Source organism: Candidatus Pelagibacter sp. uisw_091, assembly GCF_059512525.1.
On record NZ_CM183455.1, the window covers coordinates 452,783 to 476,640 of the forward strand.

The 23,858-nt window shown below is 29.6% G+C and carries 21 protein-coding genes and 1 pseudogene; all 22 read left to right on the forward strand.

Annotation, left to right across the window (positions count from 1 at the left end):
- Positions 1–40: 40 nt before the first annotated feature.
- Positions 41–409: an NADH-quinone oxidoreductase subunit A gene (locus tag AC5YGA_RS02450; protein WP_415309158.1), complete on the forward strand. Its 369-nt coding sequence runs from the start codon at positions 41–43 to the stop codon at positions 407–409.
- Between the two features lie 10 nt (positions 410–419).
- Positions 420–941, forward strand: a complete 522-nt coding sequence (locus AC5YGA_RS02455; protein ID WP_415309159.1) for a NuoB/complex I 20 kDa subunit family protein — start codon at positions 420–422, stop codon at positions 939–941.
- Positions 942–946: 5 nt separating this feature from the next.
- Positions 947–1,555: an NADH-quinone oxidoreductase subunit C gene (locus AC5YGA_RS02460; protein ID WP_415309160.1), complete on the forward strand. Its 609-nt coding sequence runs from the start codon at positions 947–949 to the stop codon at positions 1,553–1,555.
- A complete protein-coding gene (locus AC5YGA_RS02465) occupies positions 1,539–2,714 on the forward strand; it encodes an NADH-quinone oxidoreductase subunit D (protein WP_415309161.1) in 1,176 nt (391 codons plus the stop codon). The genes AC5YGA_RS02460 and AC5YGA_RS02465 overlap by 17 nt, the downstream gene beginning before the upstream one ends.
- On the forward strand, positions 2,714–3,322 hold the full coding sequence (nuoE, locus tag AC5YGA_RS02470; protein WP_415309162.1) for an NADH-quinone oxidoreductase subunit NuoE: 609 nt from the start codon (positions 2,714–2,716) through the stop codon (positions 3,320–3,322). The genes AC5YGA_RS02465 and nuoE overlap by 1 nt, the downstream gene beginning before the upstream one ends.
- Positions 3,315–4,646, forward strand: coding sequence for an NADH-quinone oxidoreductase subunit NuoF (nuoF, locus tag AC5YGA_RS02475; RefSeq protein ID WP_415309163.1), 1,332 nt, complete (start codon positions 3,315–3,317; stop codon positions 4,644–4,646). Before nuoE ends, nuoF begins: the two co-directional genes overlap by 8 nt.
- Complete coding sequence (gene nuoG / locus AC5YGA_RS02480) at positions 4,639–6,681, forward strand: NADH-quinone oxidoreductase subunit NuoG (protein WP_415309164.1); 2,043 nt, start codon at positions 4,639–4,641, stop codon at positions 6,679–6,681. Before nuoF ends, nuoG begins: the two co-directional genes overlap by 8 nt.
- Positions 6,682–6,685: 4 nt before the next feature.
- Positions 6,686–7,684, forward strand: a complete 999-nt coding sequence (nuoH, locus tag AC5YGA_RS02485; protein ID WP_415309165.1) for an NADH-quinone oxidoreductase subunit NuoH — start codon at positions 6,686–6,688, stop codon at positions 7,682–7,684.
- Positions 7,685–7,686: 2 nt separating this feature from the next.
- Complete coding sequence (gene nuoI / locus AC5YGA_RS02490; RefSeq protein WP_415309166.1) at positions 7,687–8,172, forward strand: NADH-quinone oxidoreductase subunit NuoI; 486 nt, start codon at positions 7,687–7,689, stop codon at positions 8,170–8,172.
- A 5-nt stretch (positions 8,173–8,177) separates the two neighbouring features.
- Complete coding sequence (locus AC5YGA_RS02495; protein WP_415309167.1) at positions 8,178–8,810, forward strand: NADH-quinone oxidoreductase subunit J; 633 nt, start codon at positions 8,178–8,180, stop codon at positions 8,808–8,810.
- Positions 8,806–9,114 carry an NADH-quinone oxidoreductase subunit NuoK gene (gene nuoK / locus AC5YGA_RS02500; RefSeq protein ID WP_415309363.1) on the forward strand — a complete coding sequence of 103 codons (309 nt, stop codon included), beginning with the start codon at positions 8,806–8,808 and terminating at the stop codon, positions 9,112–9,114. The genes AC5YGA_RS02495 and nuoK overlap by 5 nt, the downstream gene beginning before the upstream one ends.
- Before the next feature lies 1 nt (position 9,115).
- On the forward strand, positions 9,116–11,029 hold the full coding sequence (gene nuoL, locus AC5YGA_RS02505; protein ID WP_415309168.1) for an NADH-quinone oxidoreductase subunit L: 1,914 nt from the start codon (positions 9,116–9,118) through the stop codon (positions 11,027–11,029).
- Entirely contained in the window at positions 11,029–12,522 is a 1,494-nt protein-coding gene (locus AC5YGA_RS02510; RefSeq protein ID WP_415309169.1) for an NADH-quinone oxidoreductase subunit M, read from the forward strand. Before nuoL ends, AC5YGA_RS02510 begins: the two co-directional genes overlap by 1 nt.
- Complete coding sequence (gene nuoN, locus AC5YGA_RS02515) at positions 12,522–13,937, forward strand: NADH-quinone oxidoreductase subunit NuoN (RefSeq protein ID WP_415309170.1); 1,416 nt, start codon at positions 12,522–12,524, stop codon at positions 13,935–13,937. The genes AC5YGA_RS02510 and nuoN overlap by 1 nt, the downstream gene beginning before the upstream one ends.
- On the forward strand, positions 13,937–14,500 hold the full coding sequence (locus AC5YGA_RS02520; RefSeq protein ID WP_415309171.1) for a biotin--[acetyl-CoA-carboxylase] ligase: 564 nt from the start codon (positions 13,937–13,939) through the stop codon (positions 14,498–14,500). The genes nuoN and AC5YGA_RS02520 overlap by 1 nt, the downstream gene beginning before the upstream one ends.
- Entirely contained in the window at positions 14,497–15,243 is a 747-nt protein-coding gene (locus AC5YGA_RS02525) for a type III pantothenate kinase (protein WP_415309172.1), read from the forward strand. The genes AC5YGA_RS02520 and AC5YGA_RS02525 overlap by 4 nt, the downstream gene beginning before the upstream one ends.
- 2 nt (positions 15,244–15,245) lie before the next feature.
- Positions 15,246–16,901 carry a ribonuclease J gene (locus AC5YGA_RS02530; RefSeq protein ID WP_415309173.1) on the forward strand — a complete coding sequence of 552 codons (1,656 nt, stop codon included), beginning with the start codon at positions 15,246–15,248 and terminating at the stop codon, positions 16,899–16,901.
- Entirely contained in the window at positions 16,902–17,147 is a 246-nt protein-coding gene (locus AC5YGA_RS02535; RefSeq protein WP_415309174.1) for a DUF1467 family protein, read from the forward strand. It abuts the gene before it with no gap.
- A 2-nt stretch (positions 17,148–17,149) separates the two neighbouring features.
- Positions 17,150–18,484, forward strand: a complete 1,335-nt coding sequence (proS, locus tag AC5YGA_RS02540; protein ID WP_415309175.1) for a proline--tRNA ligase — start codon at positions 17,150–17,152, stop codon at positions 18,482–18,484.
- A complete protein-coding gene (locus tag AC5YGA_RS02545; RefSeq protein WP_415309176.1) occupies positions 18,481–19,713 on the forward strand; it encodes an FtsX-like permease family protein in 1,233 nt (410 codons plus the stop codon). Before proS ends, AC5YGA_RS02545 begins: the two co-directional genes overlap by 4 nt.
- On the forward strand, positions 19,706–20,392 hold the full coding sequence (locus AC5YGA_RS02550; protein WP_415309177.1) for an ABC transporter ATP-binding protein: 687 nt from the start codon (positions 19,706–19,708) through the stop codon (positions 20,390–20,392). The genes AC5YGA_RS02545 and AC5YGA_RS02550 overlap by 8 nt, the downstream gene beginning before the upstream one ends.
- Positions 20,376–23,790: pseudogene (gene dnaE / locus AC5YGA_RS02555) on the forward strand (DNA polymerase III subunit alpha). Before AC5YGA_RS02550 ends, dnaE begins: the two are co-directional and overlap by 17 nt.
- The last annotated feature ends 68 nt before the right edge of the window (positions 23,791–23,858 follow it).

Consider the following 23,858-nt stretch of genomic DNA (forward strand, 5'->3'; position numbering starts at 1 on the left):
GAGCACTTCAACATGATATAAAAAGTGCTATATAGACTTCATGCTTTCAGAATTTTTAAATGATTATCTGCCTATTATATTATTTCTAATAATAGCTATTGGTCTGAGTTGCGCCTTTGTGATAATCAATTTAATTCTTTCACCAAAAAACCCTGATCCAGAAAAACTATCAGCTTATGAGTGTGGATTTGAACCCTTTGAAGATTCCAGAATAGAATTTGATGTGAGGTTTTATTTAGTGGCAATTCTTTTTATAATTTTTGATTTAGAAATAGCTTTCCTTTTTCCTTGGGCAGTTTCTTTGGGAAATATTGGTTTATTAGGATTTTCTTCAATGATGATTTTTTTGTTCATATTAACAATCGGTTTTATTTATGAGTGGAAAAAAGGTGCATTAGATTGGGAATAAAATTTAAAACATGAATTTAACAGATAATAATAAACAAATACCAGAAGAGTTCAAAAAACTTTCTGATGATTTTAGTAAAAATGGTTTTATAACGACATCATTAGATAATCTTATCAACTGGTCAAGAGCAGGTTCATTACACTGGATGACTTTTGGATTAGCATGTTGTGCAGTAGAAATGATGCAAACTGCAATGCCAAGGTATGATTTGGAAAGATTTGGTGCAGCACCACGTGGCTCACCTAGACAATCTGATGTTATGATTGTTGCTGGAACCTTAACAAATAAAATGGCACCAGCTTTAAGAAAAGTTTATGATCAAATGCCAGAACCAAGATATGTAATATCGATGGGTAGCTGTGCTAATGGTGGTGGTTATTATCATTATTCTTATTCTGTTGTTCGTGGATGTGATAAAATTGTTCCAGTTGATATTTATGTTCCTGGATGCCCACCATCTGCTGAAGCTTTACTGTATGGTATTTTACAACTCCAAAAAAAAATTAGAAATAAAGGATCTTTTGAAAGATAAATATTATGACTAATTTAACTGATCTTGAGAAAAAAATTAATTCTGAACTAACAACTAAAATTAAAAAATCTCATATTAAACATGATCAACTATACATAAATATTGATAATAAAGATTTGATAGATGTCACAATTTTTATTAAGAGCAATGAGAATACAAAATTCAGACAATTAATTGACATAACTGTAGTTGATTACCCTGAGGACACTCAACGATTTAAAGTTGTATATCTTTTTTTAAGTCATGAATTTAATAAACGTATAATATTAAGTTATTTGATAAGTGAAAATGAAATGATTCCATCATTGACGTCAGTATACCCAGCTGCAAATTGGATGGAACGTGAAGCTTTTGATATGTATGGAGTTAAATTTAAAGACCACCCAGATTTAAGAAGAATACTTACAGATTATGGTTTTGAGGGTCACCCACTAAGAAAAGACTTTCCGTTAACTGGACACACAGAAGTTAGATACAACGAAGAACAAAAAAAAGTCATTAAGGAACCAGTTAAATTAGAACAAAATTATAGAAACTTTGATTATGAAAGTCCTTGGGAAGGAACTAAATATATTAAAAAACAGACAGATCAGGAAAATGACAAAAAAAACTAAAACATTAAACCTTAATTTTGGACCACAACATCCGGCTGCTCATGGGGTCCTAAGATTGATTTTAGAATTAGATGGTGAGGTTGTTGAAAAAGCAGATCCGCATATTGGATTACTGCATCGTGGCACTGAAAAACTTATAGAAAACAAAACTTATATGCAAGCTGTGCCCTATTTTGATAGGCTCGATTACGTAGCTCCAATGAATCAAGAACATGCTTTTGCTTTAGCTATAGAAAAAATATTAAAGATTGAAGTGCCAATTAGAGCCCAATTTATAAGAGTTATGTTTTGTGAGATTGGAAGAATTTTAAGTCATATATTAAATGTAACAACTCAAGCATTAGATGTTGGCGCCTTAACTCCTTCATTATGGGGATTTGAAGAACGTGAAACCTTAATGACCTTTTATGAAAGAGCTTCAGGTTCAAGACTGCATGCTAATTATTTTAGAGCTGGTGGAGTTCATCAGGACTTACCAATGGGTTTAGAAGAAGATATAGGTAAGTTTTGTTTATCTTTTCCTAAAATAATTGATGATCTAGAAACATTACTAACTGATAATAGAATATTTAAACAACGAAATGTAGATATTGGCATTGTAACAAAAGAAGATGCTTTAGATTATTCATTTAGCGGGGTTATGATTAGAGGATCTGGTGTGCCTTGGGACTTAAGAAAGTCGCAGCCATATGATTGCTATAATCAATTAGAATTTAAGATACCTGTTGGAAAGAATGGAGATTGTTATGATAGATATTTATGCAGAATAGAAGAAATGAGAGAGAGTATTTCTATCATCAAACAATGTTTGGCTAAAATGCATAAAGGACCAATTAAATCATCAGATGGTAAAATTAGCCCTCCATCAAAAAAAGATATTAAACAATCTATGGAAGCACTAATTCACCATTTTAAACTGTTTACTGAAGGTTACCGTGTAGATAAAGATGAAATTTATACTGCTGTTGAAGCTCCTAAAGGAGAGTTTGGTGTTTATCTAATATCTGATGGTTCTAGCAAACCATATAAATGCAAAATAAGAGCCCCAGGTTTTTCTCACTTAGCCGCTATGGATTATTTAATTAAAGGTCATATGCTTGCAGATGTGCCTGCTGTACTGGGTTCACTAGATATAGTTTTTGGAGAGGTAGACAGATAATGACTTTAAGAAGACCCTCAAAAGAACAGCCTGAGAATTTTGAATTTAATCCTGCTTCATTCGAGGCTGTTAAATCGGTTATGGCAAAATATCCTAAAGGTAAAGAGCAAAGTTCTGTAATGGCCCTCCTTTATATAGCACAAAAACAAAATAGTAACTGGATTCCATTAGCGGCCATGAAGTGCATAGGTAAAATTTTGGACATGCCATATATAAAAGTTTACGAAGTGGCAACATTTTATACGATGTATAATCTTGCCCCTGTTGGTAAATATTTTATACAGGTTTGCACAACTACACCATGTATGATTAGAGGTGCTTACAAGCTTGTTGAATCCTGCAAAGAAAAAATTTCTGAAAATGAAAATGAGCTTTTAAAAGATAAAAATTGTTCTTGGATGGAAGTTGAATGTTTAGGTGCTTGTGTTAATGCGCCTATGATGCAGATTAATAATGATTATTATGAAGACTTAGATAAAGAAAAAACATCAAAAATTTTAGATAAGATCCTAAATGATGAAACACCTAAGCCAGGATCATACAGAGGACGTATAAACAACGAACCTGAAAATAACAGAAAAACACTTATGGACTTAAAAAATGCTTAAAGACGAAGATAGAATATTTCAGAATTTATATAACGATAATGGTTCAGATGTTGCGTCATCGAAAACAAGAGGTGACTGGACAAAAACTAAAGAAATAATTGAAAAAGGTAGAGATTGGATAATAAATGAAATTAAAACTTCACAACTTAGAGGTAGAGGTGGTGCTGGATTTCCAACAGGTTTAAAATGGTCTTTTGCTCCAAAAGAGCTCAGTGCAAGACCTCATTATTTAGTAATAAATGGAGATGAGTCAGAACCTGGCACATGTAAAGATAGAGATATTTTAAGATTTGAACCCCATAAATTAATTGAAGGTTGTTTGATTGCTGCTTACGCAGTTCAAGCCCATGTTTGTTATATTTATATAAGAGGAGAATATTTTGTTGATGGAGAAAAACTTCAAGTAGCAATTGATGAAGCTTATGAAAAAAATTTGATAGGGAAAAATGCATCTGGTAGTGGTTGGGACTTAGATATTTATATTCATTATGGTGCAGGTGCTTATATTTGCGGTGAAGAAACGGCGTTACTTGAAAGTATAGAGGGTAAAAAAGGTCAACCAAGATTAAAACCACCTTTTCCAGCTTTAATAGGTCTCTATGGGTGTCCAACTATAATTAACAATGTTGAAACTATAGCAGTTGTTCCAACTATATTAAGAAGAGGTGGAAAATGGTTTGCATCTTTAGGTAAAGAAAAAAATACTGGAACTAAAATTTTTTGTATATCTGGCAATGTTAACAACCCATGTAATGTTGAAGAGGAAATGAGTGTATCACTTAAAGAATTAATTGAAGTTCATGCTGGTGGTGTAATTGGTGGATGGCATAATTTACAAGCTGTAATACCCGGTGGATCCTCAATGCCTTTAATACCACAAAGTACGTGTGAAACTTTAACAATGGATTTTGATTCATTGGTTGCTGAAAAAAGTGGATTAGGAACAGCTGGTATTGTAGTCATAAACAAAGATCAAGATATTATTAAATGTATGGCAAGAATTGCTAGGTTTTATAAACATGAAAGTTGTGGTCAATGTACACCTTGCAGGGAAGGCTCAGGTTGGATGTGGAGAATGCTTGAAAGAATGGCTAAAGGTGATGCATCAAGAGATGAAGTTGATATGTTGGAAGATGTCACTACTCAAATTGCTGGACATACCATATGTGCATTTGGTGAAGGATCTTCATGGCCTGTACAAGGTTTGTTAAGACATTTTAAAAAAGAAATCGAAAATAGAAATGATCTTAACCCTAGCATAAAAAAAATAAAAGACATTCCCTATCTAGTAGATCAACATTTATTGGATAAAAAAAATGTTTAAATTAAAAGTTAATGAAATTGATATAGAGGTTGAAGAGGGTCTAACAGTGCTTCAAGCCTGTGAAAAAGCTGGAGTTGAAATCCCAAGGTTTTGTTATCATGAAAAATTATCAATAGCTGGTAATTGCAGAATGTGCTTAGTAGAAATGGAAAAATCTCCCAAACCAGTTGCATCTTGTGCGATGCCAGTTGCTGAAGGAATGAATATTAAAACAAATACTGAATTTGTTGAAAAAGCAAGAAAAGGTGTCATGGAATTTCTATTAGCTAACCACCCCTTGGATTGCCCAGTTTGTGATCAGGGTGGTGAATGTGATTTGCAAGATCAATCAATGTTTTATGGTGTTGATAAATCTAGATACAAAGAAAATAAAAGAGAAGTTTCTGAAAAAAATATGGGACCTTTAATCAAAACTCAAATGACCAGATGTATACATTGTACTAGATGTGTTAGGTTTGCAACAGAGGTTGCGGGTGTGCCAGAGATTGGAGCTATAGGTAGAGGTGAGGATATGCAAATTACAACATACTTAGAACAATCTATGCAATCAGAACTATCAGCTAATGTTGTAGATTTATGTCCTGTCGGCGCCTTAACATCTAAACCATATGTATTTGAGGCTAGGCCATGGGAATTAAAAAAAACTGAATCTGTCGATATAATGGATGCTATTGGCTCAAATATAAGAGTTGATACATATGGATGGGAAGTAAAGAGAATTTTACCAAGAATTAATGAGAATATTAATGAAGAGTGGATTTCAGATAAAACAAGATATGCCTGCGATGGTTTATTAAATCAACGTCTAGATACTCCTTACATAAAATATAACGGTAAGTTTGAAAAAGCATCATGGAATGAAGTTTTTAATATAATTAAGTCTAAGTTTAAGAATGTTGACAAGAATAAGATATGTGGAATGTCCGGTGATTTAGCTAACATGGAAACACTGTATATATTTAAAGAGTTTTTTAATAAAACACTAGGTTCGTATAATCTTGAATCAAGAAGTGACCACACATATTTAAACCCACAAAAAAGAGAAAATTATTTGTTCAATTCAACAATTAATGGAATAGAAGAAGCAGATTTTATCTTGCTTATAGGAAGCAACCCTAGATACGAGGCAACAATTTTAAATGCACGTATTAGAAAAGCATACTTACAAAATAAAACAAAAATCATTTCTTTAAATGAAGTTGGTGATCTTACTTATCCATATATGTCTTTGGATGGAGATATTGAAAATATCAAAAAAATCACCGAAGGTAATCATGAGGTATCAAACTTAATTAAAGACGCAAAAAAACCCCTAATTATATTTGGTCAGTCTGCCCTAAAGACAAAATCTGCAAAATATATTTTTGAATCTGTTAAATCTTTTTTAGAAAAAAATAATAAAATATTAGATGAATGGAATTCTTTAAACATAATTTCAGAAAATGCAGCTACAGTCGGTAGTTTCGACCTTGGATTATACAAAACTAACGATGGTTCTAATGAAGTGTTAAAAGACTTAGAAAATCACAAGTTTGAAATTGTTTATCTGTTAGGTGTAGATAATCTTAAATTTGAAAAAAAGAATGAGTTTGTAATCTATCAAGGTAGTCACGGAGATAGAGGGGCAGAAATAGCAGATATTATACTTCCAGGAGCTGCCTATACTGAGCAAAATGGTTATTTTACAAACCTAGAAGGTAAATTACAAAAAGCTTATAAAGCCTCTTATCCACCAGAAGATGCAAAGGAAGATTGGCTAATAATAAATGAATTAGCTGAAGCAATGAATCATAGAAAGCTATTCAACGATAAAGATGAGCTAGACAGCAGTCTACTTAATCAAATTAACCTATATGTTGAAAAGAATAATTCTATTAAAACTTCTGATATTAAAAACATAGAGTTTAATCATGAAATTTTAAAGATTGATAATGAAGATTATTATTATTCAAATGTTATAGCAAGAGCTTCTAAAACAATGTTTGAATGCAAGACTTCTAAGGCTAACTTTAAATTAACGGGTACAGAGGGTTAGTAATATGGAATATTTAAGTATAATTTTTTCAGAAAGTTATAAAATTTTATTTTTATTAGTTCCGGTGCTTGTATCTGTTGCAATGATTGTTTGGCTTGATCGTCGTATTTGGGCTTTTGTTCAAAAAAGACAAGGACCTAATGTTGTTGGACCTTTTGGTCTGCTTCAATCCTTAGCTGATGCACTAAAATACATATTTAAAGAAGTTATCATTCCATCAAGCTCTAATAAAATTATATTTATATTAGCACCAATTGTCACCATGACTTTAGCACTAATATCTTGGGCAGTTATCCCTTTCAGTGCAACACAAGTATTAGCAGACATTAATGTTGGTATTCTATATTTATTTGCTGTCTCATCTTTGGGAGTTTATGGAATTATTATGGGTGGTTGGGCTTCGAATTCAAAATATCCCTTTTTAGGAGCAATTAGATCTGCTGCTCAAATGGTATCATATGAAGTTTCAATAGGTGTTATCATCATTAATGTTTTGCTTTGTGTTGGGTCACTAAATTTAAGCGATATAGTTATGGCTCAAAAGAATTTATGGTTTGTAGTTCCATTATTTCCAATGTTTGTAATTTTTTTTATTTCAGCTTTGGCCGAAACTAATCGACCACCATTTGACTTACCTGAAGCTGAAGCCGAACTTGTTGCTGGATATCAAACTGAATATTCTGGAATGATGTATGCAATGTTTTGGTTAGGTGAGTATGCAAATATTCTTCTTATGTGTGCAATGGGATCAATTCTTTTTTTAGGAGGGTGGTTATCACCAATCGAAATTTACCCTTTTACTTTAGTACCAGGAGCTATTTGGTTGATTTTTAAGATTTTATTTCTTTTTATATTGTTTGCATTGGTAAAAGCCATTGTACCAAGATATAGATATGATCAGTTAATGAGATTGGGTTGGAAAATTTTCTTACCTTTATCTTTAACGTGGGTTGTTCTTACAGCAAGTTATTTATTTTATTTTAATCTTTTACCAATTAATTAATTATGAAAATATCAAGAATATTTAAAACAATCTTTATGTTAGATTTTTTAGCTGGCCTAACAATTGCCTTAAGGGAACTCTTTAAAACAAAAAAAACGATAAACTATCCTTTTGAAAAAGGAAAGATTAGTCCACGATTTAGAGGCGAACATGCTTTAAGAAGATACCCAGATGGTGAAGAAAGATGTATTGCTTGTAAATTATGCGAGGCAGTCTGTCCTGCTCAAGCAATTACAATTGAATCTGCTGAAAGAGCAGATGGTAGTAGAAAAACTACTCGATATGACATTGATATGATGAAATGTATTTACTGCGGGCTTTGTGAAGAATCATGTCCTGTAGATGCAATTGTTCAAGGACCAAATTTTGAATTTTCAACTGAAACTAGAGAAGAACTTTATTACAATAAAGAAAAACTTTTAGACAATGGAGATAGATGGGAAAACATTCTAGCTGCAAACATAAAAGCAGATAATCCTTATAGATAATCATTATGTTGGCTCATGCAATTTTTTTTTACATTTTTTCATTAATTGCAATTATTTCTGCAATAATGGTTACTGTTTCTAAAAACACAGTTCATTCTGTTTTCTTTTTAATTTTGGATTTTATTAGTATTTCTTGTTTATTTATAATGATAGGTGCAGAATTTCTTGGAATGATTATGTTAATCGTTTACGTGGGCGCCGTAGCTGTTTTATTTCTGTTTGTTGTTATGATGTTAAATGTAGCTCAACAAAAAAACCAGTGGTTTAGTGCAAGGGAAAGCTCAAAACATATTCCAATTGGATTGATTATTAGTGCTATTATATTTTTTGAATTAATAATTGTTATTGGTGGATGGAAATACAAACCAGATCTTGTTTCTGCTATGTCACTAAATATAGATAATAGCACCAGTAACACTCATGCTATCGGTTATGTTTTATATACTGACTACATACATGTGTTCCAATTAAGTGGAATGATCTTATTAGTTGCTATGGTAGGTGCTATTGTTCTTACTTTTAGAAAAAGATCAGGTGTTAAGAGACAGAGTTATTTCAGTCAAATATCCAGAGAAAGATCTGATGGAGTTGAATTGATTGATGTTGAAAAGAATAGGGGAGTTAAATTTGATGATTGATGTAGGTTTAGGTCACTATCTCACTTTAGGAGCAATAATATTTACAATTGGTATAGTGGGAATATTTCTAAATAGAAAAAATATAATTGTAATATTAATGAGTATTGAGCTTATTCTTTTAGCGGTTAATATTAATTTTGTAGCTTTTTCTATTTTTTTAAATGATATAAGCGGCCAAATTTTTACACTCTTTATATTAACTGTAGCTGCAGCAGAAGCTGCAATTGGACTAGCAATAATAGTGGTTTATTACCGAAATTCTTCAACAATTAGAGTTGAAGAAATAAACAGTTTGAAAGGATAATATGGAATTTGCTTTATTATTTCTTCCATTATTAGCTTCAATTACGTCTGGTTTTTTTGGAAAATTCATTGGTGATAGAAATTCAGAGATAGTTACAAGTTTATTTGTGTCAATTTCAGCACTGCTGTCTTTGATTTTATTTTATCAAGTGATTGTCAGTGGTTATGAAAACAATGTAGTTATTGCAACTTGGATTAATTCAGGAACACTGAATGTAAATTGGTCTATTAAGGTGGATACTTTGTCTTCAGTAATGCTTGTTGTTGTCACTTTGGTTTCTTCATTGGTTCATATCTATTCTATCGGCTATATGTCTCATGATCCACATAAACCAAGGTTTATGGCATATCTTTCTCTTTTTACATTTGCAATGTTAACATTGGTTACATCTGATAATTTTCTTCAATTATTTTTTGGTTGGGAAGGGGTAGGCCTTTGTTCCTATTTTTTAATTGGCTTTTGGTTTAAAAAAGATTCGGCAAATGCAGCTGCCATAAAAGCTTTTGTCGTAAATAGAGTAGGCGATTTTGGATTTGCATTAGGAATATTTTTAATTTTTTATCTATTTGGTACAGTTAATTATTCTGAAGTATTTCAACAAATTCCACAAATTGTTGATAAAGAATTATTATTTTTAGGAATATACATCAATGCTATTGATTTAATTTGTATACTATTATTTATTGGAGCCATGGGTAAGTCGGCCCAAATTTTTTTACACACATGGTTACCAGACGCTATGGAAGGTCCTACACCAGTTTCTGCACTAATACATGCTGCTACAATGGTTACAGCAGGTGTTTTTTTAGTGGTTAGATGCTCTCCAATATTTGAGTATTCTCCTTTAACTTTAAATATTATTACAATAGTTGGAATGACAACTGCTTTTTTTGCTGCAACAATAGCTTTAGTTCAAACTGATATTAAAAAAATAATTGCTTACTCAACATGTAGTCAGCTAGGTTATATGTTTTTCGCAGCTGGTGTTGGTGCTTATAATGTTGCAATGTTTCATTTATTTACTCATGCATTTTTTAAGGCATTACTATTTCTTGGGTCAGGATCTGTGATCCACTCATTTAAAAATGAACAAGATATTAATCAAATGGGAGCTGTCTATAAAAAATTACCCTATACTTGGATTTTAATGATTATTGGCACTTTAGCGCTTACAGGTTTTCCTTTTCTTTCTGGTTTTTATTCAAAAGATGCAATTATAGAATTTGCCTATCTTAGAGGTAATACAGTAGGATTTTATGCTGCAGGTGTTGGTATTTTAACAGCCTTACTTACTTCGATATATTCTTGGAGATTAATCTTTAAAACATTTCATGGAACTTATAATAATCAAAAATTAAAAATTGAAGAGATGCACGAGTCTCCCTTAGTTATGCTGATACCTTTAATTATACTAGCATTAGGAGCAATTTTCGCTGGATTTTTATTTAAAGACTTATTTATTGGTCATGGAGGAGAAAATAATTTTTGGGGGGATTCCATTAAGTTTTTAAACCCACTAAGTACGGACCACCCACCATTATGGGTTATTTTAATTACACCTGTACTTGTTCTTTTATCAATTCCAATTTCTTATTATCTATTTGTAAAAAATAAAAAGCTACCAAATCAATTTGCCCAATCTAACAAACCTTTATATAATTTTTTATTTAATAAGTGGTATTTTGATGAATTATATTACGTTATATTTATCCTGTCTTCAAAAAAACTAGGCCTTTTCTTTTGGAAAGTAGTAGATATAAAAATTATTGATAAGTTTGGACCTGATGGTTTTTCTTTAATAATTAAAAATTTGTCTTTGAGAGCTAGTAAATTTCAAAGTGGATTCATTTATCAATATGCGTTTATGATATTAATAGGCCTTTCAGCTTTATTAACATTTTTAATTTTGAAATAATGAATTTTCCAATTTTATCATCTTTAATTCTTTTACCAACTATAGGAGCTTTATTTTTATTATTTTCAAAAGATAAAAATTCAAATACAGGAAAATATGTTGCATTGTTTACTTCTTTTGTTAATTTTTTAATTTCAATTTATTTATGGTATTTATTTGATCCCTCAACATCTAGTTTTCAATTTGTTGAAAATAGAGAGTGGCTAAAAGGTTTTGTTAATTATAAAGTGGGTATAGATGGAATTTCAATTCTGTTCATAATTCTAACAACACTTATTACTCCATTATGTATAATATCTGTTAACAACACAATTAAAGTAAAGTTAAGAGATTTTCTTATTGCCATATTGGTAATGGAGAGTTTAATGATTGGAGTTTTTTGTTCACTTGATCTAGTTGTCTTTTATTTATTTTTTGAAGCTGGTCTAATACCTATGTTTTTAATTATTGGAATTTGGGGAGGTGAAAGAAGAATTTATTCTGCTTTTAAATTTTTTTTATACACATTGCTAGGATCTGTTTTAATGTTAGTTGCAATAATTTCAATTTTTTGGATTTCTGGTACTACCGATATAGTTCAACTTTATGAATTAGGAATAGATAGAAAATATCAAAACTTATTGTGGCTTGCTTTTTTTAGTTCTTTTGCGGTTAAAACACCTATGTGGCCTGTTCATACTTGGCTACCTGATGCTCACGTTGAAGCACCAACAGCTGGCTCAGTTCTTCTTGCTGCAATTTTATTGAAGATGGCAGGGTATGGTTTTATTAGATTTTCATTAGGCTTATTTCCTGTTGCCTCTGAATTATTTACTCCTTTAGTGTACTCATTAAGTTTAATTGCAATTATTTACGCATCATTAGTTGCTTTAATGCAAGAAGATATGAAAAAACTAATAGCATACTCTTCTGTTGCTCATATGGGTTTTGTAACTTTAGGAATTTTTACAATTACACAGCAGGGTATTGAAGGAAGTATAATTCAAATGATTAGTCATGGGCTTGTTTCAGCTGCTTTATTTTTATGTGTGGGTGTTGTTTATGATCGTATGCACTCAAGGTTAATTAAAACTTATGGTGGTTTAGTTTCAGTGATGCCTAAATATTCAATTTTATTTATGTTATTTACTTTGGCTGCATTAGGCCTACCAGGCACTAGCGGCTTTATAGGAGAATTTCTAATTTTAATGGGCGCATTCAAGGATAATTTTTTGGTAGCAGTTATTGCTAGTTTTGGTGTGATTTTTGGTGCTGCATATATGTTGTGGTTATATAGGAGGGTGGTTTTTGGAAATCTAATAAATAAAGATTTACTAAAAATACCTGATTTAGATAATTCAGAAAAATTTATTTTATGGAGTTTAGCTATACCCGTATTATTCTTTGGCTTTTACCCAGAACCACTTATTAATACAATCGAAGTATCAGTAAATGATTTAATTGAAATGTATAATTTTAACTTAAATATGTTTGGTGCTGAGGTACAAAAATAATGAATAATTTAAATTTTATTTCTCCTGAAATTTTTATCTCTTTATCAATAATGTTTTTATTAACTTTAGGTGTTTTCAAAAAAAATAGTTCAAGTTTAATTCACAATCTTTCAATAACACTATTATTAATTACTGGAATTTTAATATTAAACAATCCTTTTGATAACGAAAAAACTTTATTTAGAAATAGCTACATAATTGACAATCTTTCATCCTTAATGAAAATTATTACAATTGTAGGCGGTGTTTTTGTCTTATCAATTTCAACAAAATATCTAAAAATATCTAAAATTTTTTTAATAGAATATCCAATTTTAATCCTTAGTTCAATTTTAGGAATGATGGTTATGATTAGCTCAAATGATCTTATGGTTTTTTACATTGGTCTTGAATTACAGTCATTAGCCTTGTATGTTTTGGCATCATTTAATAGAGATCAGTTAAAATCTTCTGAATCAGGTCTTAAATATTTTGTATTAAGTGCACTTTCTTCTGGTTTGCTACTTTATGGTTGTTCTTTAATTTATGGATTTTCGGGATCAACTAATTTCAACATTATTGGTAATTCAATGGATTCTAATCATTATGGACTAACATTTGGAATAGTTTTTATCTTAGTTGGATTGGCATTTAAAATATCTGCCGTACCATTTCATATGTGGGCACCAGATGTTTATGAAGGGTCACCAACATCTGTAACACTATTTTTTGCTATAGTTCCTAAAGTTGCAGCTTTAACTGTCTTCATTAGATTTTTATATGTCCCATTTTTTAATATGATTGATCAATGGCAACCTATCATAATTTTTTTATCAATTGCCTCAATGATATTCGGAGCTGTTGCAGCAATTGGACAGAAGAATTTAAAAAGATTAGTAGCATATAGTTCTATAAGTCATATAGGTTACGCTTTAGCAGGACTTTCTGTTGGTACTAATGAAGGTATTCAGTCATCTATAATTTATATCTCTATTTACTTGATAATGAATCTTGGTTTATTCAGTTGCTTATTTATGATGAAAAGAAATGATCAGTACTTTGAGACTATTGATGATTTATCTGGACTATCAAAAAACCACCCAGTTTTATCTTTATCATTACTTGTTATACTTTTTTCATTAGCTGGCATTCCACCATTAGCAGGTTTTTTTGCTAAGCTTTATGTATTTAAATCTGTAATTGAACAATCAATGTATTTCTTAGCAATTATTGGCTTGCTATCAACTGTTATAGCCGCCTTTTATTATTTACGAATAATTAAAGTTATTTATTTTGATGAAGAAAAAGAAAGATATGACACAGATCATAGCCTTTGGTTAAAAATATCATTAGCTGTTTCAACGTTGTTAATTCTTTTGTACTTTATCTTCCCTAGTAAATTGGTGGAAATTGTATCTAACATCAATATTATTTAATGAAGTTAAAAAAGTTCAATTTTAAGATTATAAATAGTACAAACGATTTAGCAATAAAAATAATTAGAAATACCAATAATAAATCAGGAATTGTAATTGCCGAAAAACAAAAAAGAGGAAGGGGTCAGTATGGAAAAAAATGGACCTCCTTTAAAGGTAATTTATTTGTTAGTATTTTTTTTCAACTTAACAAGATTCAATTATCATTGAAAGATTTGACAAAAGTCAATTGTTTTTTAGTTAAAAAATTATTATCAAATTTTTATAAAGGTAATATTATAATTAAAAATCCAAATGATTTGTTGGTAAATAATATGAAAATTTCAGGTATATTACAGGAAACGATATCTAAAGCTGATGAAAAATTTATTATTATAGGAATAGGTGTCAATTTGATTAAGAGTCCAAATATAAAAAATTATTCTACCACAAATCTTTTTGACTTAATTAATGTTAAAATTACCCCTAAAAATGCATCTTTAAAGTTAAAAAAAATTTATGAAACTTTTATTCCAATGTTACCAGAATTTAATATAAAGAATTTAAATAAAAATTTAAAATGATTATTGTTGGCGATATAGGAAACACCGAAACTAAAATTTGTTTAGTAAACTCAAAAAATATTATTATTAAAAGAGTTACTATAATAACAAAAAATATTAGCTCTTCTTTATTGAAAAAATCTTTATTCAACCTAAACTTAAAAGATAAATTGATCCATACATGTTTATTTTGTAGTGTTGTACCAAAATCATTTAATACAATTAAAAGCTTTTTTAATAAAACCTACAAAATTAAATGTCATGAACTGAAAAAGCTTAAAATAAATAAATTAATTAAAATTAAAGTTAACTACAAACAAATTGGCTCAGATAGATTGGCTAATGCAATTAGTGTTATTAATAATAAAGATAATTTTATAATTTTAGATTTTGGAACTGCCACAACATTTGACGTTTTGATTAAAAACACTTATCATGGCGGTGTTATTGCACCTGGCGTTAAACTCTCACTTAATACACTTTCTGATAAAGCAACACAAATTCCTAGAATTAATTTGAAAAAAACAAATAAAGTTATTGGTTTAAACACTATTAGTGCTGTCAGAGCTGGTTTTTTTTGGGGTTATGAAGGTTTAATTGACAATATTGTTAATTTAATTAAGAAAGAGACCAAGATGTCCTTTAAAATTATAATTACTGGAGGATTATCTAATTTATTCAAAAATTCAATTAAAACGAAAGTTACATTAAATAAAGACATTACAATTAACGGCCTGATCAGAGCCAGCAGTTTAATTAAATAAATATGAAAGATGAATTATTATTTTGCCCTTTAGGGGGTTCAGGAGAAATTGGCATGAATATGAACCTGTTTGCCTTCGGAAAACCAGGTGAACATAAATGGATAATGGTTGATATAGGTGTAACGTTTGCTGATGACACCTTACCAGGAATTGATCTAATTTATCCAGATCCTGGATTTATAGTGGATAAAAAAGAAGACCTATTAGGAATTATTCTTACTCATGCCCATGAAGATCACATTGGAGCGATTGCACATCTATGGCCTCAATTAAAATGTAAAATTTTTGCTACTCCATTTACTGCAGTCTTAATAAAAGAAAAATTTAAAGAAAAGAATGTTGATGTAACGAACTATCTAAATATAGTTCAATTAAATGGAACTGTAGATTTAAATCCTTTCAAAATAGAGTACATCACATTAACTCACTCAATTCTTGAACCTAACGGTCTTAGAATTGAAACTCCAGCTGGTGTAATACTGCACACTGGAGATTGGAAAATTGATCCTGAACCACTAATTGGTGATAAAATTAACTCAGACAGACTTAAAGAGGTTGGTAAAGAAGGTGTACTTGCTATGATTTGTGACTCAACAAATGTATTTAGCATGGGTAAAGCAGGATCTGAACTGGATGTTAGAAAAAGTTTGTTAAATATAATGGGTAGCCTTAAAAAAAGAATTGTGATGGCTTCATTTGCATCAAATGTAGCTCGAATGGAAACAGCTTTTTATTGTGCAGAAAAAACTGGCAGACAAATATCACTAGTTGGAAGATCTATGCATAGGATATTTAAAGCAGCAAGACAATGTGGTTATCTAAAAAATGTTATTGAACCTATTGATGCTCGTGAAGCTAAAAATATTTCTAGAGAGAAAATAGTTTATCTTTGTACTGGTAGTCAAGGCGAACCTATGGCTGCTCTCATGAGAATTTCGAGCAATACTCATCCAGATGTTTATATAGAAAAAGATGATGCTGTTATTTTTTCATCAAAAATTATCCCAGGTAATGAAAAAAAATTATACAAACTACAAAACCAATTAGTAAAAGATGGTATTGAAGTTATTTCTGAAGAAAGTGAATTTGTACATGTTTCTGGCCACCCAAATAGAGATGATCTTAGGGAAATGTATGATTGGATAAAACCTCAATGTGCCATTCCTGTTCATGGAGAGCATAGGCATATGATTGAACACATGAAATTTGCCCACGAAATGAAAGTCCCACACCCGGTACAAGTAGAAAATGGCGACATTGTAAAATTAGCTCCAGGCAAACCACATGTTTTTGATAGAGCTCCAAGTGGAAGACTTTATTTAGATGGAAATATGAGTGTTGAAGAAGATTCCCAATCAATTAAAGATAGAAAAAATATTGCTGCAAATGGTTACATGGAGGTAACTGTCTTAATTACACCAAAAGGAAATATTCACAAACGTCCAGTATTAACTTTCAGAGGTTTGCCACTTCACGATGTTGATGAATTCATATATGAATTAGAAGATGCAATAGAAAGTACAACTAGAACTTTTTCTATAAAAAGTAAAAAACAGGAATATAATTTAATTGATGCTTTAAAAATTACTTGTAGAAAATGCGCCAAAGAGATTACTGGCAAAAGACCATTTATAAATATCAATATAGTAAGAATTTAAATGAGTGCAACGGGTCTTGCTATAATCTATATAATAATTTGGTGGATAGTTTTTTTCACGATTCTTCCAATTGACGTAAATAGACAAAAATCTATCAAAATTGATGGTGAGGATGCAGGTTCTCCAGAAAATCCTAAAATGTTAAAAAAATTTATTTATTGTACTGGTATTACAACGGCTATTTTCCTGATAATTTATTTATTGATAAAATATGAAAAGTTAAATTTAAGATATATAATTAATTAAAAATGTATATTTCAAAGTCATTTATTCCAATATTAAAAAATAATCCATCAGAAGCAAAAATAAAATCACACCAATTAATGCTCAGAGTAGGGATGATAAAACAATCTTCTGCAGGTATTTATTCATGGCTACCATTAGGTTTTAAAGTGATGAAAAAAATTGAACAAATTGTAAGAGAAGAACAAAATAAAATTGGCGCACAAGAAATACTTATGCCAACCATTCAACCCAGTGATATTTGGAAAGAAAGTGGACGTTATGATGATTATGGAGATGAAATGCTTCGAATTAAAGACCGACAAGGTAGAGAAATGCTATATGGTCCAACCAATGAAGAGTTGGTTACTGATATATTTAGATCTAATGTTAAATCTTATAAGTCATTACCACAATTATTATATCACATACAATGGAAGTTTAGAGATGAAGTAAGACCTAGATTTGGAATTATGCGTGGTAGAGAGTTTTATATGAAAGACGCCTATTCGTTTGATGTAAATGATGAAGATGCAACTTTCTCATATAATAAATTTTTTTTCTCATATTTAAAAACATTTAAGAGACTAGAACTTTCAGCAATACCAATGGCAGCCGATACAGGACCAATTGGTGGAAATCTTTCTCATGAATTTATTATTTTAGCAGATACTGGTGAAAGTAAAATTTTTACAGATAAAAGAGTTTTTGATTTAGATAGTGAAGGATCTGTAGTGGATAGAAAATCCTTACAAGACTTAAGAAAAAAATATGAACAATATTACGCTGTAGCAGATGAAAAATTTAACAAAGATGAATTTGAAGAAAAAGTATTAGAAGAAAATAGACTGATTACAAAAGGTATAGAAGTAGGTCACATTTTTTATTTTGGAGATAAGTACTCAAAAGCCTTAAATGCAGCTGTAGATCTTCCAGGAGGTAAAAAAGATTTTGTTAAAATGGGATCATATGGAATTGGTGTATCAAGACTAGTTGGTGCAATTATAGAAGCAAAATATGATGAAAAGGATGAAATAATGAAATGGCCATTCTCTGTAGCACCATATGAGCTTGCCATAATTCCAATGATTAATAAAAATGATACATCTGCATTAGATAAAGCTACAAAAATTTTTAAACATTTTGAAAATAACAATATAGATACAATTATTGATGACATGGATGAAAATCTTTCATCTAAAATTAAGAAATTTAATTTAATAGGTGTTCCTTATCAAATTATAATAGGAAAAAAATCAGAAGGTGATCTGTTAGAATTTAAGGAAATAGGAAAAGAACCTAAGAATTTAAATATAGAACAAATAACTAAGATTTTAACTGAATTAAAAGTAAAAAATTGATTTCAACATTAGAAAAAGAGATTACATTTAGATATTTAAAAACCAGAAAAAAAGATGGATTTTTAAATATTATTTCTATTTTTTCGTTCATTGGAATAAGTTTGGGTGTTGCAGTATTAATTATTGTTATGTCGGTCATGAATGGTTTCAGAACTGAATTAGTTAATAAAATTGTAGGATTTAACCCACATGTAACAGTGAAACCTTATGAAAATTCTATAAATTTAGAAATACTTAAAAATAATGATTTAATAAAAATTTCCAAGAAGTTAATTTTTAGTAATTCTGGTGAAGCAATTGTTATTAGCAAAGACTACACTAAAGGGTTAATTTTAAGAGGTTACAGTAGTGAAAACTTTCTAAAACTTGATGTTGTGAAAAAAGGAAATTTAATTGGTAAATCAAACCAATTAACAAAAAATTCAATATCAATAGGTAAAGAATTAAGTTTTAGTTTAGACCTTGGTGTGGGAGATAAAGTGTCAATCATGTCACCAGTAGGCATAGAAACAATTATAGGAAGCTTACCTCGACAAGAAACTTTTATTATTAGTTCAATCTTTGATAGTGGTTTAGCTGATTTTGATGCAAATATTGCTTTCATAAATTTAGAGACATTGGAAAACTTTTTTGGTCTTAAAAAAGAAAAGCGTAACTTAGAAATTTATTTGTACAATCCCTCTAATATTAAAGAAGAAAAAAATAAAATTCAAAAAATATTCAAAAATAACTTTGTATATAGTTGGGCTGATATGAATAGTTCATTGTTTTCTGCATTAAAAGTTGAAAGAAATGTAATGTTTATAATTTTATCTTTGATTATTATAGTGGCTGCTTTTAATATTATTTCAGGTCTTACAATTTTGGTTAAAAATAAGACAAGAGATATAGCTATATTAAAGTCTATTGGCGTCCTGAATAAATCTATTGTTAAGATATTTTTTCTTGTTGGTGTTATTATTGGAACTACAGCAACTTTTTTTGGAATTTTTTTAGGTATAATGTTTTCTTTATATATAGAAAACTTGAGAGAATTCTTAAGTAATATATTTAATATAAACTTGTTTCCTGAAGAGATTTATTTTTTAAGCACAATGCCTTCTGAAATAAATACAACTTCAATTTTTATTATTTCTTTTTGTTCAATTTTTGTAACTATTATTGTTTCAATTTTTCCAGCAATAAAAGCTTCAAAATTAGACCCAGTTAAAGGACTCAAGTATGAATAATTTGATATCATTAAAAAACATATCAAAATCTTTTTCTAACAATAAAAAAATAAATGTTTTAAAAAAAATTAATTATTCTTTTAAAAAAGGTAAGATTTATTCTCTTGTTGGTCCCTCTGGATCGGGAAAGTCTACATTATTAAATGTTTTATCAATGATAGATAAACCTACCACTGGTTCATTGTTAATTGATAGTAAACCAGTAAACTTTAATGAGAATGCAAAAAATGATAAAATTAGATCAAGTAAAATTGGTATTATCTATCAACAAAATAATTTACTTCCAGATTTTACTGCATTAGAGAATGTTTATTTAGCTGGTTTAGCTTTAACCAATGATAAAAAAAACTCAATTGATCGAGCAAAAAAAATCATAAAAATAATGGGTCTTTCATCACGTGAAGCACATTTTCCTTCAGAACTATCAGGGGGTGAAATGCAAAGAATTGCAATGGCTAGAGCACTTATTAACGAACCTGAAATTATATTAGCAGACGAGCCTACTGGCAGTTTAGACCATACAACAGCAAAGGAGGTTTTTAATGTTTTATATAAATTAAAAAATAAAAACAGATTAATAATTTATGCAACTCACAATAGATTTTTTGCTAATATGGCTGATTGCAAATTAGAAATGATTGATGGTAATATAAAAACTATCAATGCCAGAATTAAATAATCAAAACTTTAATCACTTAAAAATTCACACACAGTATTCAATCTGCGAAGGTGCTATCAAAATTGATAATTTAAAAGATTTTTGTAAAGAAAAAAAAATACCTTGTTTAGGTCTTTCTGATACATCCAATTTATGTGGTGCGTTGGAGTTTGCTGAAAATATCTCTAAGGTTGGCACTCAACCAATTATTGGCACTCAAATATATTTTAAATTTGAAGACACAACAGGGCTATTACCTTTGATAGCTCTTAATGAAAATGGATATAAGAGAATCATAGAGCTTTCTTCAAGATCTTACCTAGAAAATGACGCTCTATCTGACCCTCATTTAGATATTAAGGAACTTTTAATAGATACTGAAGGAGTGTCCTTATTTTCGGGAACTATCCAGGGTTTGTTTGGTAAATTATTTGAAAAAGGTCGTTTAGACGAAATCTCAAAACTATATAAGAACTTATCATCAAAATTTAAAGATAATTTTTACTTAGAAATCCAAAGACATGGCGATCAAAATGAAATTGCTTTTGAAAAATTCAATTTAGAACAATCTCTAAAAATTAAGATACCAATTATTGCGACTAATGAAGTTTATTATTTAACACCTGACATGCACGAAGCCCATGATGCGTTAACTTGTATTGGTTCCAAAACTTATATTAATGAAAAAAACAGAATTAAATTTAGCAACCAACATTATTTTAAATCTAATGAAGAAATGTCAAAACTATTTTCAGATATTCCTGAAGCTTTAGAAAATAACTTCAATTTACCATTTAAATGCAATTTTAGACCACAGTTTTCGAAACCTGTACTTCCAAATATTAGTTCTGAAAAAGGGGGTAGTGCTGATGAAATACTAAAAAAAGATTCATTAGATGGTTTAAAAGAAAAATTTCTCAAAGTTTTTAAAATTGAAGAAAGCAAATTAGAAACTGATGACAAATTTTTAAAATATAAAGATAGACTAGATCATGAGCTAAAGATCATAATTGAAATGAAATACCCTAGTTATTTCTTGATTGTGTCTGATTATATTAAATGGGCTAAGAGTAATGATATTCCTGTAGGACCAGGCAGAGGTTCTGGAGCAGGTTCGCTTGTAGCTTGGTGTCTATCTATTACAGATGTTGACCCAATTAAATTTAATTTAATATTTGAACGTTTTTTAAATCCTGACCGTGTGTCAATGCCTGACTTTGATATAGATTTTTGTGAGGAAAAAAGAGATCTTGTTTTTAAATATTTAACAACAAAATACAAAGATAGCGTTGCCCATATAATCACATTTGGAAAATTAAAAGCAAGAATGGTTATTAGAGATGTTGGTAGAGTACTAGGTTTGCCATATGGTTTTGTTGATAGTATTTCAAAAATGATACCTTTTGACCCTTCCAGACCTCAAAGTCTAACTGAGTGTATTAATAGCGAGCCAAGACTTAAAAAATTAGTTAATGAGGATCCTCGTGTTAAAAAATTAACTGATCTTTCTTTAAAATTAGAAGGTTTGAATAGAAATGTAGCAACTCATGCAGCAGGTGTTGTAATTGCGGATAGAAAATTAACTGAAGTTGTGCCTTTATACAAAGATGCATCTGCCGATTTATTATTACCTTCTACACAATTTGACATGTATTCAGCAGAAAATGCTGGCTTAATTAAGTTTGATTTTTTAGGATTAAAAACTTTAACGGTAATTAATAGAACGCAAAAGTTGATTAATAAAAAAGTTAAAAATTTCAAAATTGAAGATATTGACTTTGATGATCAAAAAGTTTTCGAACTTTTGTCTTCTGGTAATACTGTTGGATTATTCCAGGTTGAGAGCGCCGGTATGCGTGAAGCATTATTGCAGATGAAACCCAACCATATTGAAGATATTATTGCACTAGTGGCTCTTTATCGTCCAGGACCCATGAGTAACATACCAGTTTATAATGACTGTAAACATGGAAGACAAACACCTGATTATTTACACCCACTACTTGAAGATATTTTAAAACCTACATATGGAGTTATTATTTATCAAGAACAGGTGATGCAAATAGCGCAAAAACTCTCAGGTTTTACTGCAGGTGAGGCTGATATATTAAGAAGAGCTATGGGAAAAAAAAAGAGCCGAACTAGAAAAACAAAAACAAGGATTTATTGCTGGTGCTCTGAAAAATGGAATTAGTAAAGAAGTTGCAGCAAGTATATTTTTAAAAATTGAACCATTTGCTGAATATGGATTTAATAAAAGTCATGCAGCCGCTTATGCTATAATTTCTTATCAAACGGCATTTTTAAAAACTTATTTTCCTAAAGAGTTTTTTGCAGCTTCGATGACAATGGATATTTCAAATCAAAATAAATTGAGTGAATTTCATGAAGAATTAAAAAGAATTAATATTAAAGTTATAAGACCTGATGTTAACAAGTGTTTTGCAGATTTTCAATTTGATGAGGATAATTTTTATTATGCTCTTGGTGGAATTAAAAGTGTTGGTTATGAAGCAATAGCAAATGTTGTTAAAGAAAGAAAAGAAAATGGTGAATTCAAATCTATAAATAATTTTTTAAACAGAGTTAACCCTAAAGATATTAACAAACTCCAACTAGAAGGTTTAGTTAAAGCAGGAGCTTTTGATAATATAGATAGTAATAGACAAGCATTGTTTAATTCAATTCCAAATTTTATTTTAAAAACGAAAAACATTCATGAAAACAAAGCAGCAAATCAAATTGATCTTTTTGGTTCAGATGAAGAACAAGATAATGAAATAATTTTTAATATTGAAGATTGGAAATTTGAAGATCGATTATCAAGAGAATTTGAAGCTATTGGATTTTTTATATCCGACCATCCTTTAAATCAATTTAAAGAAATTTTTAATGATTATAAAATAATTGATTATGCAATGTTCAGCTTAGATGACAATACAAAAGATGCAAATATTGCAGCAACTGTTTTAAAAATTTCTGAAAGAAAAACTGCAAAAGGTAACTCATACGCAGTTATTAAATTTACTGATTTGACCAGTGTTTTTGAGCTTTTTCTTTTTTCAGACATTCTAGAATTAAATAGAGAGGTTTTGGTTGAAGGTAATTCTTTAATTATAACTTTAATTAAAACTATTTCGAATGATGAAAATAAACTTAAAAGGATAAATGTTCAAAAAATAGCATCACTTCCAGATCTTTTTAATAAACCAATTAGCGAAATTATTTTTAATATTAAATCAATCAAGGATATTGATAAAATATCAAATTTAATTAATGAAGATGGAACTACCAAGGTAAAAATAAATATTAATGACAAAGATAAAAATGTTAGCTTTGAACTTAAGAATAAACGACTTATTGATAGAAAAGCTATAAATATCATTAGAAATAATGATATTTCGACCATAATTCACTAAAAAAGACTTGTTTGTTTTACAAATAATTTGTAAATAACTCTTAAATTAAATTAACACGCACACAGTTT